This window comes from Micromonospora sp. DSM 45708 (genome assembly GCF_039566955.1).
Taxonomy (GTDB): domain Bacteria; phylum Actinomycetota; class Actinomycetes; order Mycobacteriales; family Micromonosporaceae; genus Micromonospora.
This window is the reverse complement of record NZ_CP154796.1, coordinates 4,208,038-4,222,462: the sequence shown is the minus strand read 5'-3', so window position 1 is coordinate 4,222,462 and position 14,425 is coordinate 4,208,038. Positions and strand designations below refer to the sequence as shown.

Sequence of the window (14,425 nt, the reverse complement as noted above, 5' to 3'; positions counted from 1 at the left end):
ATGTGACATGTGGGATCCGAGCACCTACCTGCGCTACCGCGACGAACGCTCCCGGCCGTTCCACGACCTGCTGGCCCGCGTCGGCGCCGAGCGCCCGCGCGCCGTGGTCGACCTCGGCTGCGGCCCCGGCACGCTCACCGCCGGGCTCGCCGCCCGCTGGCCCGACAGCCGGGTCACCGGGCTCGACTCCGCACCCGAGATGATCACGCGGGCCGCCGCCCTGGCCGCCCCGGTCACGTTCGCCGTCGGCGACGTCCGCGACTGGCGGCCCACGCCGGACGTGGACGTGCTGGTCGCCAACGCGGTGCTCCAGTGGGTGCCCGGTCACCGCGAGCTGCTCACCCGCTGGGCCGGCGAGCTGCCGCGCGACGCCTGGCTGGCCTTCCAGGTGCCGGGCAACTTCGCCGCGCCGTCGCACCGCGCGCTGCGGGCGGTCGCCGGCCGGGACCGGTGGCGTGAGCCGCTCGCCGGGCTGCTGCGCGAGGCCCCGGTCGGGGAACCGGTCGACTACGCCACGCTGCTGACCGGGGCGGGCTGCGCGGTGGACGCCTGGGAGACTACCTACGTGCACCTGCTGCCGGCCGCCGGCGCGGACCACCCGGTGCTGGCCTGGATGGAAGGCACGGCGCTGCGCCCGGTCCGCGCCGCGCTGGACGCCGCCGGCTGGGCCGACTTCCGGGCCGAGCTGGGGGTACGCCTCGCCGAGGCGTACCCGGTGCGGCAGGGTCAGGTGTACTTCCCGTTCCGCCGGATCTTCGTGGTGGCCCGCACCGGCGCCCGCGCAGAGGAGAACCCGTGACCGACCTGTCCACCTTCATCGCCGGCCTGCCCAAGGTGGAGCTGCACGTGCACCACGTCGGCTCCGCCTCGCCCCGGATCGTCGCCGAGCTGGCCGCCCGGCACGAGGGGCGCAGCCCCGTCCCGGCCGACCCGGAGGCGCTCGCCGACTACTTCGCGTTCCGCGACTTCGCCCACTTCATCGACGTCTACCTGAGCGTGGTGGACCTGATCCGCGACGCCGACGACGTCTGGCTGCTCACCCACGAGGTGGCCCGCGAGCTGGCCCGCCAGCAGGTCCGCTACGCCGAGCTGACCGTCACCCCCTACTCGCACGTGCACCGGGGCATTCCCGCGCCGGCGTTCTGCGAGGCGATCGAGGACGCCCGCAAGCGGGCCGAGGCCGACTTCGGCATCACGCTGCGCTGGTGCTTCGACATCCCCGGCGAGGCCGGGCTGCCGGCCGCCGAGCAGACGCTGCGCATCGCGCTCGACGAACGGCCGGACGGGCTGATCAGCTTCGGTCTCGGCGGCCCCGAGATCGGCGTGCCCCGGCCCCAGTTCAAGCCCTGGTTCGACCAGGCCCGGGCGGCCGGGCTCCGGTCGGTGCCGCACGCCGGCGAAACCACCGGCCCGGAAACCGTCTGGGACGCGCTGCGCGAGCTGGGCGCCGAGCGGATCGGGCACGGCATCTCCGCCGCGCTCGACCCGGCGCTGCTGGCCCACCTGGCGGAGCGGCGCATCCCACTGGAGGTCTGCCCCACCTCGAACGTGCGCACCCGGGCGGTGGCCAGCCTCGACGAGCACCCGCTGCCGCAGCTCGTCGAGGCCGGCGTGCCGGTCAGCATCAACTCCGACGACCCGCCGATGTTCGGCACCACGCTCGACGAGGAGTACGCGGTGGCCGCCCGGCTGCTGAAGCTCGGCCCGGACGGGGTGGCCGCGCTGGCCCGCGCCGCGGTGGACGCCGCCTTCCTGGAGCCGGCCGAACGGGCCCGGATCAGCGCCGAGATCGACGCGTACGCGGCGGGCACGACGCGCTGAGGACCGGCCGGGGGAGCGGCGCGCGACGGGAGCGAGGTGTGGGGGGACCGGACTCCCGCCGCGCGCACGGATCCGCCGGCTGGAAGGTGTTACGGGGCGTCCCGGCCGACGGAACTGATGGGTTCTGGGGAGATCCTGGCATTTCGCGGCGGTGTCGGGGCGGTGGTTAAACCACTCCTAAGGAGAACTTGCGCCGGCCCACAGCCACGGGTCAGCGCGGGCGCGGCCAGCGCCGCCCGGCGCGTGGCTCCCGGGCGTCGCGGGCCATCCGACCCACCAGCCCGAACCGGTTGACCTGCCGGGGCGCGGCGTCCGGATCGGCCAGCAACATCACCACGCTGGCCCCGCCGAGCCGGGCCCGGTCCAGGCTCACCGAGCCGTTGGCCTGCAACGCGACCCGCTTGGCGATGTCCAGCCCGAGCCCGGTCGAACCCTGGTCGCTCTCGCCCCGGCGCAGCGCCCGGTCCGGGTTGGCGATGCCCGGCCCGGCGTCGTCGATCCGGATCGCCACCCAGCCGTCCCGGCGGCTCACCGCCACCTCGAACGCGGTGCCCTGCGGCGTGTAGCGGAACACGTTGCCGATCACCGCGTCCAGCGCGGCGGCCAGCTCGGCCCGGGGCACCGGCGCCGGGATACGCAGTTGCGCACCGACCACCCGGTGCGGCCGGTTCTGGTCGCCGGCCAGCGCCGACCAGAAGACCATCCGGTCCCGCACCACCTCGCTGACGTCGCAGGACGCCGGCGCCGTCTCCTGGCTGACCGCCTTGCGGGTCGTCTTGATGAGCTGGTCGACCTCGCCCTCCAGCGTGACGATGGCCTGCCGGATCCGCCGGATGCCGCGCCGCCGGTCCAGCTCCGCCTCGCTGAACGTGCCGATGCTGGTGTCGTCGGACTCCAGGGCCTCCGCGTCCAGCCGCAGCGCGGTCAGCGGGGTCCGCAGCCGGTGCGACAGGTCGGCGACGAGTTCGTGCTCGTCGGCGCGGAGCGCCACCAGCCGCTCCGCCATCCGGTTGAACGCGTGCCCCGCCTCGGCCAGCTCCCGCGGGCCGGCCGGCTCGACGCGTACGCCCAGCTCGCCGTCGCCCACCGCGAGCGCCGCCTTGACCAGGTCGCCGGTGGCGTCCACGGCTCGGGCCGCCACCCGGTCGACCACGATCACCGCGGCGCCGACCAGGGCCAGCGCCACCGCGAGCAGCAACAGCCACCGCCCACCGCTGCCGTGGTCGAGCACCTCGTCGGGGACGAAGACCTCCACCACGGCGACCCGGTCACCGAGCACCACCGGGTCCAGCCGTAGCACACCACCGTCCACCTCGGTCACCACCGAGCGCCGTTGCGCCGCGGCGTCCGCCAGCGCGGACGCGTCCGCGCGACCGGCGGACTCGTCGGCGTCGATGCCGTGCACGACCGGCCGCAACGCCGGGTCGTCACCGCTGGCCGCCACCGCCCGCCGGACCACCTCCGGGTCGGTGCTGACCGCCAGCGCGCCGGTGACCAGCGCGCCGCGCCGGGCGGCGTCGGCGAGCTTCTCCTCGCGGGACTGGTCCGACAGCGTGATCCCGAGCGGGATGAGGAAGGCGAGCGCGACCAGGCTGCACATTCCGGCGGTGAGCCAGGCCAGCGCCGTCCTCAGTCCGGTGCCACCAGCCGGAAGCCGACCCCCCGCACGGTGCGCAGGTAGCGCGGCTTCGCCGCGGACTCGCCCATTTTGCGGCGGAGCCAGTACAGGTGAACGTCGATGGTCTGGTCCTCGCCGACCGATGGCTGCCGCCATACCTCCTCCAAGAGTTCCCGCCGGGACACTACCCGGCCGGGACGCGCGGCGAGATACGCCAGCAGGTCGAATTCCTTGCGGGTCAGGGCCAGTGACTCCCCGTCCAGCACCGCGCTGCGCTCGCCCACGTCCACCCGCAGGCCGCCGACGGTGTGCACGGCCGGTTGCACGGTACGGCTGGCCCGGCCGGCCCGGCGCAGCACGGTGGTGATCCGGGCGTCCAGGTGCGCGCCGGTGAACGGCTTGACCATGTAGTCGTCCGCGCCGGCCCGCAGCAACCGGACCACCGACTGCTCGTCGTCGCGGGCGGTGGCGATGATGATCGGCACGTCCGTGATGCCGCGCAGCATCCGCAGCGCGTCCGAGCCGTCCAGGTCCGGCAGGCCCAGGTCGAGCACCACCAGGTCGGGCGTCTCCGCGGCGACCCGGCGCAACGCGTCCAGCGCCGTGCCGACCGCGTGCACCGCGTGGCCCCGGTCGGTCAGCGACCGCAGCATCGCGCCGCGCACGACGTGGTCGTCTTCGACCAGCAGGACGGTTGCCACGTCAGCACCGTACTCGGCGTGGCAAGTCGGTCGCGTTGCGGCAGGCTGGTGAACCGGGCAAGCTGGAACGGCGATGACGTTCACCCTCTTTCCCGACACCCGCCTCACGCTCGCCCGCGACGCGCTGGCCGGCCTGTCGGTGGGCGACGCGCTCGGCTCCCAGTTCTTCGTGCCCGGCCGGCACCCGGCCGACCTCGCCGCGGGCCGGCTGCCCGCGCCGCCGTGGGAGTGGACCGACGACACCGAGATGGCCTGCTCCGTGGTGGCCGAGCTGGCCGGCGCCGAGCGGATCGACCGGGACCGGCTGGCGCTGGCGTTCGCCGAGCGCTGCGAGCCGTACCGGGGTTACGGACCGGGCGCGGTGACCGTCCTGCGGCTGATCCGCACCGGCACGCCGTGGCCGGTGGCCGCCGCGTCGGCGTTCGACGGGCAGGGCTCCTGCGGCAACGGCGCGGCCATGCGGGTGGCCCCGCTCGGCGCCTGGCACGCCGACTCCACCCGACGCGCCGCCGACCAGGCCCGCGCCTGCGCCGAGGTGACCCACGCCCACCCGGAGGGCGTCGCCGGCGCGGTGGCGGTGGCGGTGGCCGCCTCGCTGGCCGCCCGGGCCCGCCTCGACGGCGACCGGCCCGAGCCGGCCCGCCTGCTCACCGCCGTGGCCGGCGCGCTCGACCCGGCCGGCGAGGTGCACCGGGGCGTCCGCCGGGCCGCCGCGCTGCTCGGTCACCCGGTCGCCGACGTGGTCGACGCGGTGGGCAACGGCTCGCGGACGACCGCGCAGGACACCGTCCCGTTCACGCTCTGGGTCGCCGCCACGCTGCTGGCCGACTACCCGGCCGCGATCCGCGTCTGCGTCGAGGCGGGCGGCGACGTGGACACCACGGCCGCGATCGTCGGCGGCGTCGTCGCCGCGTACACCGGGGTCGGCACGCCCGGCGGCGTCCCGGAGGGCTGGCTGACGGCGCGCGAGCCGCTGCCCGGCTGGCTCACCGCCCCGGCCTGACCCCGCCCCGTCGGCGCTCCGGCGAGGCGCGCCCGGCGCCGATCCGCGCCCGTCACGCTCCTCGCACCCAATGTGCCGCCCGCGCCCGTCACGTCCGCTGTGCCGCCCGCGCGTGGTGCCGCCGGCGGCTGCCGCCAGCCCTACCATCACCGTCAGTGACGGGCCGGTGGGGCATGGTGCGACGAAGCGATATACCTCAGCGTCATAATTATGACGCTGAGGTATATCGCTTGGCGGACTTACTATCCCCGCGGCGCGACACGCCGACGAATCGCCGTCCCGACACGCCCGCGCGTTCACGCGGGCGGGCGCGCGCCGCCGACCGGGACGGGCTCGACCATGGTCACGCCGTCGCCGTCGCCGTCGCCGTCGCCCGTCGCGCTCCGGTGCGCGGTACCGGCCGGGGGTGCCTCGGCGGTGGGGGAGTCGGCTCCGGGCGACAGGGTCATGGTGCCGCTTCGGCGGCGGCTGAGCAGCCAGCCGATCACCCCGCCGCCGGCCAGGCCGGCGAGCAGGCCACCGCCGAGCAGCAGGTCCGCGCTCGGCCCGTCGTCGGCTGCCGGCGCCGCGGCGGTCACGTCGGCCGGCGCCGGGTCGCCCGGCGTGCCGTGGCCGCCGTGCGCGCCACCGACCGCACCGGCGCCACCGACCGCACCGGCGCCACCGACCGCACCGGCGCCACCGACCGCACCGGCGCCACCGCCGTGCGGGGCGGTGCCCGGCAGCGGCGGCAGCAACGCGACCGTCGGCGCCGGGTGCGCGCCACCGGCCGGGTCCGCCCAGCGGACCACCGTGCCGTCGGCGTACGTCTGCACCACGGTGAAGGTCAGCCGGTCGGTGGCCGGCATCGGCCCCATGCCCAGCGACAGCCGGGCCGCCCCGGTGCCGCCACCGGGCACCCGTAGCCACGTCACCGCGTGGGTCACCTGGTTCAGTTCGGCGGCGTGAATGCCGGCCACCGGCTGGTCGAGCGTGCGGGTGGTGATGGTCGGCGCCCAGTCCGGCACGGACAGCGGGTAGACCTCGCCGATCGGCGCGTCCGCCGGCATGGTCAGCTCGACCTTGCTGGTCCGGGTGCCGGGCCGGTCGGCGGGCACCACCACCGACAGCTCGATCGCGTCGCCCTGGTGCACCTCGCCGGGGGAGGTCGTGACGCTCACGCCGGCGGCGGCGGCCGGGCCCGGCCCGCTCACCGCTCCGGCCAGCGCGGCGGCCAGCAGCGCCGCCGCCCACCGGCCCTGACGGGTCATCCTCATCGTCGTCCCCATCCTCGTCGACGGGGGTCGGTTCCGGCTCCGCCCCCACCCGGTAGTTCGGCCGGGACGACGGAAAGGTTCAACGCGGCGCGGAACTCGTCACCGGCGGGCCGGCGTCGGCGACGGCGTGGTCCGGCTGACCGATAGCATCGCAGGGGCCGGTCCCCGGCAGATCCGCACCGTCGACGACAGGAGTCACCGTGTCCGCACCCCGTACCCCCGCCGTGGCCGACCCCGTCGTCGTCGCCGCCGGGACCACGGCGGCCGACGCGGTGGCCGCGGCCGGCCTGCCCACGAGCGGGCCCAAGGCCGTCGTGGTGGTCCGCGACCCGCGCGGCCAGCTCCGCGACCTGGACTGGGTGCCCGCCGAGGAGACCACTGTCGAGCCGGTGGCGCTGAACAGCCCGGACGGCCTGGAGGTGCTGCGGCACTCCACCGCGCACGTGCTCGCGCAGGCCGTGCAGGACGTCTTCCCCGAGGCGAAGCTCGGCATCGGCCCGCCGATCGAAAACGGCTTCTACTACGACTTCGGCGTCGACAAGCCGTTCCAGCCCGACGACCTGGCGAAGCTCGAGAAGCGGATGCAGGAGATCGTCAAGTCCGGCCAGCGGTTCCGCCGGCGTCGCTTCGCCAGCCTGGACGAGGCCCGGGCCGAGCTGGCCGCCGAGCCGTTCAAGCTGGAGCTGATCGAGGTCAAGGGCGAAGGACTGGACTCCTCCGAGGTGATGGAGGTGGGCGGCGGCGAGCTGACCATCTACGACAACCTCGCCGCGAACGAGGAGAAGGTCTGCTGGTCGGACCTGTGCCGTGGCCCGCACCTGCCGAACACCCGGCTGATCGGCGCGTTCAAGCTGATGCGCTCGGCCGCCGCGTACTGGCGGGGCTCGGAGAAGAACCCGCAGCTCCAGCGCGTCTACGGCACCGCGTGGCCGACCCGCGACGAGCTGAAGGCGTACCTGAAGCTGTTGGAGGAGGCGGCCCGGCGCGACCACCGCAAGCTCGGCGCTGACCTCGACCTGTTCAGCTTCCCCGACGAGATCGGCTCCGGCCTGCCCGTCTTCCACCCCAAGGGTGGCGTGCTCAAGCGGGTGATGGAGGACTACGTCCGCACCCGCCACATCGAGGAGGGCTTCCAGTACGTCGGGACGCCGCACATCTCCAAGGAAGGTCTCTTCCACACCTCGGGACACCTGCCCTACTACAAGGACACGATGTTCCCGCCGATGGAGATGGAGGGCAGCGACTACTACCTCAAGGCGATGAACTGCCCGATGCACAACCTGATCTACCGGTCGCGCGGGCGGTCCTACCGGCAGCTCCCGATCCGGTTGTTCGAGTTCGGGTCGGTCTACCGGTACGAGAAGTCGGGCGTGATCCACGGGCTGACCCGGGTGCGGGGCTTCACCCAGGACGACTCGCACTCCTACTGCACCCGCGAGCAGGCACCGGCGGAGATCAAGCACCTGCTGGGCTTCGTGCTCAGCCTGCTGCGTGACTTCGGCATCGACGACTTCTACCTGGAGCTGTCCACCCGCGACGACACCCGGCCGGACAAGTTCGTCGGCACCGACTCCGACTGGGCGACGGCCACCGAGGTCTTGGAGCGGTGCGCGCTGGAGACCGGCCTGGACCTGGTCCCCGACCCGGGCGGCGCGGCGTTCTACGGCCCGAAGATCTCGGTGCAGGCCAAGGACGCCATCGGCCGCACCTGGCAGATGTCGACGATCCAGTACGACTTCAACCAGCCGAAGGGCTTCGGTCTGGAGTACCAGGCCGCCGACGGCACCCGGCAGCAGCCGGTGATGATCCACTGCGCGAAGTTCGGCTCGATCGAGCGGTTCATCGGCGTGCTCACCGAGCACTACGCGGGCGCGTTCCCGGCCTGGCTCGCGCCGGTGCAGGTGGTCGGCATCCCGATCCGCGACGACCACGGCGACTACCTGGAGGAGTTCGCGGCGACGCTGCGGCGGCACGGGATCCGGGCCGAGGTGGACCTGGGCGACGACCGGATGCAGAAGAAGATCCGCAACGCGCAGCAGCAGAAGATCCCGTTCATGGTGATCGCCGGCGACGACGACGTGGCCGCCGGCACGGTCTCGTTCCGCTACCGGGACGGCTCGCAGCGCAACGGCGTGCCGCTGGCCGAGGCGGTGGCGCACGTCCGCGAGGTGGCGGAGTCCCGCACCAACAGCGGTCCGTCCGCTCCGGTCGAGGGGTAGGGCGGGGCTCTCGGGGTGCACGGGTTCAGCGGGGGACCAGCCCGGATCGTAGGATCGCCGGTGTGACAGGGGTGGAGCGGCACGCGGACAGTGGCCTGGCGGACGGGCTGGACCGGCTCTGGACGCCGCACCGGATGACCTACATCTCCGGCGACGACCGGCCCGAGGGCGGGTACGAGAAGCCGACCGGCTGCCCGTTCTGCCTGGCCCCGGGCCGGCCGCCGGAGGAGAGCCTGGTGGTCGCCCGGGGCGAGCACGTCTTCGCGGTGCTCAACCTCTACCCGTACAACCCGGGCCACCTGCTGATCTGCCCCTACCGGCACGTGGCCGACTACACCGAGCTGGACGCGCCGGAGACGACCGAGTTGGCCGCGTTCACCAAGGACGCCATGCGGGTGGTCCGGCGCACCTCCAGCGCGCACGGGTTCAACCTGGGCATGAACCAGGGCGGCGTGGCCGGCGCGGGCATCGCCGCTCACCTGCACCAGCACGTGGTGCCGCGCTGGGGCGGTGACGCCAACTTCATGCCGGTCATCGGCCGCACCAAGGTGCTGCCGCAGTTGCTCGCCGACACCCGCGAGCTGCTCGCCGCGGCGTGGCCGGCGGCCTGACCGGCGTCGTTCAGCGCAGCCGGCCCCGTACCCGGGCGAGCCGGCGGCGGGCGCCGGTGGCGGTCCGCTGGGCCGCCGCGGCCCGGTCGGCGGCGAGTTCCGCGCGGACCGCGAGCTGACGCAGCCGACGTTCCACCATCCGGTCGCCGTGCCGCGCGATCCACAGGCAGACCCCGGCCAGCGGCAGCTCGACCAGCACCGCCAGCACCACCGACACCACCAGGTCCGGCCCGGGCGGCGTGGTCGTCACGTCGAACCAGGCGTCCACCGCGAGCATGGTCGCGGTGGCGGCGGCGGCGAGCACCACCTGCCGGTTTCCCCGGTACGCGTGCCAGGCGGTCAGCCCGAGCAGCGCCACCAGTCCCAGGTCGAAGCCGACCCAGGCGGCCCGGTAGTGCACCGTGACCTGGTGCCGGGGCAGGGTGAACGCCAGGTAGCCGATCCAGGGCAGCGTGAGCACGGCCAGCGTCACGAACGTGGGTGCCACCCAGCGCGGCGCCGGGCGTACCCGCGCCGCCTCGTCGACCTGATCCACCGACGTCTCCATCCGCGCCTCCCGGCCCCGGTGGTGCCCGCCCCCCGGGGCCCGGCAAACCCCGACGGTCATCCCTCGACACTACGATCTTGCGCATGGCCCTGCTGCACCGCGCGGAACTGCGCCCCTCGAAGTTGGAGTTGCTCGCCGAATGGCTGCCCGGCCGGCCCTGGTTCGCCGGTGAGGCCGGCGCGCCGGTCACCCGGGTGGCGGCCTACCGGTTCGACGACCCGGCCGGCGAGGTGGGCATGGAGACGCTGCTCGTGCGCGCCGGTGAAGGGCCGGTGCTCCAGGCGCCGCTCACCTACCGCGGCGCCCCGCTGGCCGGCGCGGACCGCTTCCTGGTCGGCATCGTGGAGCATTCGGTGCTCGGCCGCCGCTGGGTGTACGACGCCTGCGGCGACCCGGTGTACCCGCCGGCGCTGGCCGCCGCGGTGTTCGCCGACGCGGGCCAGGCGGAGGAGTACTTCGAGGCCGACGGCGAGCGGCAGGTGCGGCCCCCGAGCATGGCCGTGTCGGGCAGCCGCACCGACCGGGCGCTGCCGGCCGGCCCGGCCGACGAGGTGGTGGACGCCGACCCGACGGTGATCCGCGTGGGCGGGGTCGAGCTGGCCCTGGTCCGCCGGCCCACCGCGGCCGACGTGCGGACCGGTGTTCCGGCCGACGTGTCGGCGGCGGGGCGCCTCGTCGGCGCGTGGCCGGGCGGGGACGCGCCGGTGCTGCTGGCCTACGCCCGCTGAACCCGGGCGTCGCCCCGTCCCCCGCCCGCCGTTGCTCGCCCGCGCCCGCCCGCCGTCGCCCGCCCGCGCCCGCCCGCCGTCGCCCGCCCGCCCGCCCGCGCCCGCCTGCCGTCGCCCGCCCGCCCGCGCCCGCCTGCCGTTGCTCGCCCGCGCCCGCCTGCCGTCGCCGCCCCGCGGTCGCTCGCCCCGCGGTCGCTCGCCCGCCTGCCGCCGAGTGCTGCCGGCCGGGGATCGCGAGCGGCTGCCGGGTACCGCCGGCTCGGATGAACACATCACTGCGGAGCGATATGACGAGGAGTCATATTTATGACTCTGCGGTATATCGGTCGCACCGCGACCTTCGCTTCCGAGGACGTCACGCAGTGTGACGACCCGCGGATACCTGCGGTGACGAACCCGCCCGCGGGGGCCGGGAAGGTGACAGGATTCGGCGATGGCAGTCAGCACGCGGTCGCTCGGCCGCAGCGGCATCGAGGTGAGCGCGCTCGGCATGGGGTGCTGGGCGATCGGCGGCCCGTGGGCCGAGGGCGCGCGCCCGTTGGGCTGGGGCGCGGTCGACGACGACGAGTCGGTGCGGGCGGTCCGTCGTGCGCTCGACCTCGGGGTGACGCTCTTCGACACCGCCGACACGTACGGGGCCGGGCACGGCGAGCGGGTGCTCGGGCGGGCGCTCGCGGGCCGGCGCGACGAGGCGGTGATCGCCACCAAGTGGGGCTACACGTTCGACGAGCGCACCCGGCAGGCCACCGGGGAGAACGCCTCGCCACAGTACCTGCGCCGGGCGGTGGTCGACTCGCTGCGCCGGCTGGACACCGACCGGATCGACCTCTATCAGCTCCACCTCGGTGACCTGCCGCTGCCCCGGGCCGAGGCGCTGGTCGGCACGCTGGACGAGCTGGTGGCCGACGGCCTGATCCGGGCGTACGGGTGGAGCACCGACCGGGCCGACCGGGCCGCAGCCTTCGCCCAGGTCGCCCACGGTGCCGCCGCCGTGCAGCACGCGTTGTCCGTGCTGCGGGACGCCCCGGCCATGCTGGCCGCCTGCGACAAGCACGACCTGGCCAGCCTGGCCCGGGGGCCGCTCGGGATGGGGCTGCTCACCGGCAAGTACACGCCGGAGTCGACGCTGCCCCGCGACGACGTGCGCGGCCTCGGGTCGACCTGGCTGGAGTGGTTCCGCAGCGGCCGGCCGGCCCCGGAGTGGCTGCGTCGGGTGGGCGCGGTCCGGGACGCGCTCACCGCCGACGGCCGCACGCTGGCCCAGGGCGCGCTCGGCTGGATCTGGGCGCGCAGCGACCGGGCGGTCCCGATCCCCGGCGCCCGCACGGTCGCCCAGGTGCAGGAGAACGCCGCCGCGCTGGCCCGGGGTCCGCTCGCCCCGGACCACTTCGCCGAGGTCGAGCGGCAACTCGCGGCGGTACGCTCGGCCGCCCGCCGGGACGCCGACCGCCCCCACTGGCCGATGCCCCCCGTCCCCACCGTCCGCCCCTGACCCGCCCTCCCCATACCCCCGCGCCCCGCTGTTTCACGGAAAGAGTGGCCATCCCGTCGAGAATGGCCACTCTTTCCGTGAAACAGCACGCGCACCCCCGAGGGGTGCGGGTGGGTCAGGGGTGGGGGGTGGCTTCCTTTACGGCCTGGTCGGCCAGGTGTGGGGGCATCGGGTCGTGGCGGGCGAACTCGCGGCGGAACGTGCCGGTGCCGGCGGTCATCGCGCGCAGCTCGACCGCGTACCGCAGCAGTTCGGTGGCCGGCACCTCGGCGCGCACCAGCGTCCGGCCCTCGGCGTCCGGGTCGGGCTCGGTGCCGAGGACCCGGCCGCGCCGGCCGGACAGGTCGCCCATGACCGCGCCGACCGAGGAGTCGGGCACCCGGACGACGATCTCGTCGACCGGTTCCAGCAGCGTCGGCCGCCCCTTCTCGGCGGCGTCCCGCAGCGCCAGCGCGCCCGCGGTCTGGAACGCGGCGTCGGACGAGTCGACGCTGTGCGCCTTGCCGTCGACGAGCGTCACCCGCAGGTCCACCACCGGGAAGCCGGCGAGCAGGCCGCGTTCCATCTGCGCCCGGACGCCCTTCTCCACCGACGGGATGTAGTTGTGCGGGACCGCGCCGCCGACCACCCGGTCGACGAACTCGAACCCGGTGCCCCGGGGCAGCGGTTCCACCTCGATGTCGCAGACGGCGTACTGGCCGTGGCCGCCGGACTGCTTGACGTGCCGGCCGTGCCCCCGGGAGGCTGCGGTGAACGTCTCCCGCAGCGCCACCCGGACCGGCTCGGTGTCCAGCTCGACGCCGCCGCCGCGCAGCCGGTCGAGCACCACGTCGGCGTGCGCCTCGCCCATGCACCAGAGCACCAACTGGTGGGTCTCCGGGTTGCGTTCCAGGCGCAGCGTCGGGTCGCCGGCGACCAGCCGGGACAGGTTGCGGGCCAGCGCGTCCTCGTCGGCCCGGCTGCGCGCCGCGATCGCCACCGGCAGCAGCGGCTCGGGCATGTCCCAGGGCGCGATCAGCAGCGGATCGTCCTTGGCGGAGACGGTGTCGCCGGTCTCCGCGCTGCCCGACTTGGTGATCGCGCAGAGGTCGCCGGCCACGCACACCGGGACCTCGCGCAGCGTCGCGCCGAGCGGGCTGTAGACGTGCCCGACCCGCTCGTCGGCGTCGTGGTCGGGGTGGCCGCGCTCGGCCAGGCCGTGCCCGGACACGTGGACCACCTGATCGGGGCGGAGCGTGCCGGAGAAGACCCGGACCAGCGAGACGCGCCCGACGTGCCGGTCCACCGTCGTCTTGACCACCTCGGCGACCAGCGGGCCGTCCGGGTCGCAGGTCAGCGGCGGTCGGGGCGAGCCGTCCAGCCCGGTGACCGCCGGCAGGTCGTGCTCCAGCGGCGACGGGAACGCCGAGACCAGGCCGTCGAGCAGCGCGTCCAGGCCGACGCCGGTCTCCGCGCAGACCGGCACCACCGGGTAGAAGTGGCCGCGGGCGACCGCCGTCTCCAGGTCGGCGATGAGCACCTCGGGGTCGATTTCCTCACCGCCGAGGTAGCGGTCCATCAGGGTCTCGTCCTCGCTCTCCGCGATGATCCCCTCGATCAGCTCGTCGCGGGCCTCCTGGATGGCCGGCAGGTGCTCCGGGTCCGGCTCGCGCACCGCCGGCGGCAGCCCGCCGGAGTAGTCGAACACCCGGCGGGTGATCAGGCCCATCAGGCCGGCGACCGACTCACCGTCGTCACCCAGCATCGGCAGGTAGAGCGGGAGCACGTTGTCGCCGAAGACGCGCTGGCAGAGCGCCACCGCCTCGTCGAAGTCGGCACGCGGGTGGTCCAGCCGGGAGACCGCCACGGCGCGCGGCATGTCCACCGCGGCGCACTCCTCCCAGAGCGCGGCGGTGGCGGCGTCCATCCCGTCCACCGCGGAGACCACGAACAGTGCGGCGTCGGCGGCGCGCAGCCCGGCGCGCAGCTCGCCGACGAAGTCGCCGTAGCCGGGCGTGTCCAGCAGGTTGACCTTGACGTCGCGGTGGGTCAGCGGGGCGCAGGCCAGGCTCACCGAGCGCTGCTGGCGGACGGCCGCCGGATCGTGGTCGCAGACCGTGGTGCCCTCGGTGACGGCGCCGGCCCGGCCGATCGTGCCGCTGGCCGCGAGCAGCGCCTCGACCAGCGTGGTCTTGCCCGCGCCGGAGTGCCCGACGAGCACCACGTTGCGAACCCTGCCGGGCTCGGTCACCACCGGCGCGCCGCCGGTGACACCCTTCTCGTGACTCTTCTGCGCCATCGCGGCGCACCTCCCTCAACCGGTGGTGGTGGCGACCGCCGCGGGCGACGGGAGCGGACCCCCGGGACGGGCGCCGCGGCGATATCTTCCGGTGGACTGCTGCGGGGCGGGAACGCCGACCGTGATCCGGTGAACTGGCTCACCTCCCACG

At 75.0% G+C, this 14,425-nt stretch carries 12 protein-coding genes; 7 read left to right on the top strand and 5 right to left on the bottom strand.

Annotated elements, in window-relative coordinates; all coding sequences use genetic code 11:
* Window positions 1-7 precede the first annotated feature (7 nt).
* Together VKK44_RS17860 and VKK44_RS17855 are read left to right on the top strand one after the other, a co-directional pair.
* A complete protein-coding gene (locus VKK44_RS17860) occupies window positions 8-799 on the top strand; it encodes a trans-aconitate 2-methyltransferase (RefSeq protein WP_343442234.1) in 792 nt (263 codons plus the stop codon).
* Window positions 796-1,821 carry an adenosine deaminase gene (locus tag VKK44_RS17855; protein WP_343442233.1) on the top strand — a complete coding sequence of 342 codons (1,026 nt, stop codon included), beginning with the start codon at window positions 796-798 and terminating at the stop codon, window positions 1,819-1,821. Before VKK44_RS17860 ends, VKK44_RS17855 begins: the two co-directional genes overlap by 4 nt.
* A gap of 211 nt (window positions 1,822-2,032) precedes the next feature.
* Here the strand turns inward: VKK44_RS17855 and VKK44_RS17850 are convergent, their stop codons facing one another.
* Window positions 2,033-3,421: a HAMP domain-containing sensor histidine kinase gene (locus VKK44_RS17850; RefSeq protein ID WP_343442232.1), complete on the bottom strand. Its 1,389-nt coding sequence runs from the start codon at window positions 3,419-3,421 to the stop codon at window positions 2,033-2,035.
* A 29-nt stretch (window positions 3,422-3,450) separates the two neighbouring features.
* Entirely contained in the window at window positions 3,451-4,140 is a 690-nt protein-coding gene (locus tag VKK44_RS17845; RefSeq protein ID WP_018784999.1) for a response regulator transcription factor, read from the bottom strand.
* 73 nt (window positions 4,141-4,213) lie between these two features.
* Here VKK44_RS17845 and VKK44_RS17840 point away from each other — a divergent pair, with 73 nt between their 5' ends.
* Window positions 4,214-5,143: an ADP-ribosylglycohydrolase family protein gene (locus tag VKK44_RS17840; protein WP_343442231.1), complete on the top strand. Its 930-nt coding sequence runs from the start codon at window positions 4,214-4,216 to the stop codon at window positions 5,141-5,143.
* A gap of 296 nt (window positions 5,144-5,439) precedes the next feature.
* Here VKK44_RS17840 and VKK44_RS17835 read toward each other — a convergent pair whose 3' ends face one another.
* A complete protein-coding gene (locus VKK44_RS17835; RefSeq protein ID WP_343442230.1) occupies window positions 5,440-6,399 on the bottom strand; it encodes a DUF1775 domain-containing protein in 960 nt (319 codons plus the stop codon).
* A gap of 200 nt (window positions 6,400-6,599) precedes the next feature.
* On the opposite strand from VKK44_RS17835, the gene thrS reads away from it, so the two are divergent.
* Entirely contained in the window at window positions 6,600-8,618 is a 2,019-nt protein-coding gene (gene thrS, locus VKK44_RS17830; RefSeq protein WP_343442229.1) for a threonine--tRNA ligase, read from the top strand.
* 62 nt (window positions 8,619-8,680) lie between these two features.
* Window positions 8,681-9,229: an HIT family protein gene (locus tag VKK44_RS17825; RefSeq protein ID WP_343442228.1), complete on the top strand. Its 549-nt coding sequence runs from the start codon at window positions 8,681-8,683 to the stop codon at window positions 9,227-9,229.
* 10 nt (window positions 9,230-9,239) lie between these two features.
* On the opposite strand, the gene VKK44_RS17820 is transcribed toward VKK44_RS17825, so the two are convergent.
* Complete coding sequence (locus tag VKK44_RS17820; RefSeq protein WP_343442227.1) at window positions 9,240-9,836, bottom strand: hypothetical protein; 597 nt, start codon at window positions 9,834-9,836, stop codon at window positions 9,240-9,242.
* A 23-nt stretch (window positions 9,837-9,859) separates the two neighbouring features.
* Between VKK44_RS17820 and VKK44_RS17815 the strand changes: the two genes are divergently transcribed.
* Both VKK44_RS17815 and VKK44_RS17810 read left to right on the top strand, forming a co-directional pair.
* Window positions 9,860-10,504: a CG0192-related protein gene (locus VKK44_RS17815; RefSeq protein WP_343442226.1), complete on the top strand. Its 645-nt coding sequence runs from the start codon at window positions 9,860-9,862 to the stop codon at window positions 10,502-10,504.
* A 433-nt stretch (window positions 10,505-10,937) separates the two neighbouring features.
* Window positions 10,938-11,996: an aldo/keto reductase gene (locus tag VKK44_RS17810; RefSeq protein WP_343442225.1), complete on the top strand. Its 1,059-nt coding sequence runs from the start codon at window positions 10,938-10,940 to the stop codon at window positions 11,994-11,996.
* 115 nt (window positions 11,997-12,111) lie between these two features.
* On the opposite strand, the gene VKK44_RS17805 is transcribed toward VKK44_RS17810, so the two are convergent.
* On the bottom strand, window positions 12,112-14,274 hold the full coding sequence (locus VKK44_RS17805) for an elongation factor G-like protein EF-G2 (protein ID WP_343442224.1): 2,163 nt from the start codon (window positions 14,272-14,274) through the stop codon (window positions 12,112-12,114).
* Between the last annotated feature and the right edge of the window lie 151 nt (window positions 14,275-14,425).

Excerpts from the sequence above, each read along its gene's own strand:
- VKK44_RS17810 (WP_343442225.1), top strand. The coding sequence starts at position 10,938 with ATGGCAGTCAGCACGCGGTCGCTCGGCCGCAGCGGCATCGAGGTGAGC.
- VKK44_RS17815 (WP_343442226.1), top strand. The coding sequence starts at position 9,860 with ATGGCCCTGCTGCACCGCGCGGAACTGCGCCCCTCGAAGTTGGAGTTG.
- VKK44_RS17835 (WP_343442230.1), bottom strand. The coding sequence starts at position 6,399 with ATGAGGATGACCCGTCAGGGCCGGTGGGCGGCGGCGCTGCTGGCCGCC.
- VKK44_RS17850 (WP_343442232.1), bottom strand. The coding sequence starts at position 3,421 with ATGTGCAGCCTGGTCGCGCTCGCCTTCCTCATCCCGCTCGGGATCACG.
- VKK44_RS17820 (WP_343442227.1), bottom strand. The coding sequence starts at position 9,836 with ATGACCGTCGGGGTTTGCCGGGCCCCGGGGGGCGGGCACCACCGGGGC.
- VKK44_RS17840 (WP_343442231.1), top strand. The coding sequence starts at position 4,214 with ATGACGTTCACCCTCTTTCCCGACACCCGCCTCACGCTCGCCCGCGAC.
- VKK44_RS17860 (WP_343442234.1), top strand. The coding sequence starts at position 8 with ATGTGGGATCCGAGCACCTACCTGCGCTACCGCGACGAACGCTCCCGG.
- VKK44_RS17805 (WP_343442224.1), bottom strand. The coding sequence starts at position 14,274 with ATGGCGCAGAAGAGTCACGAGAAGGGTGTCACCGGCGGCGCGCCGGTG.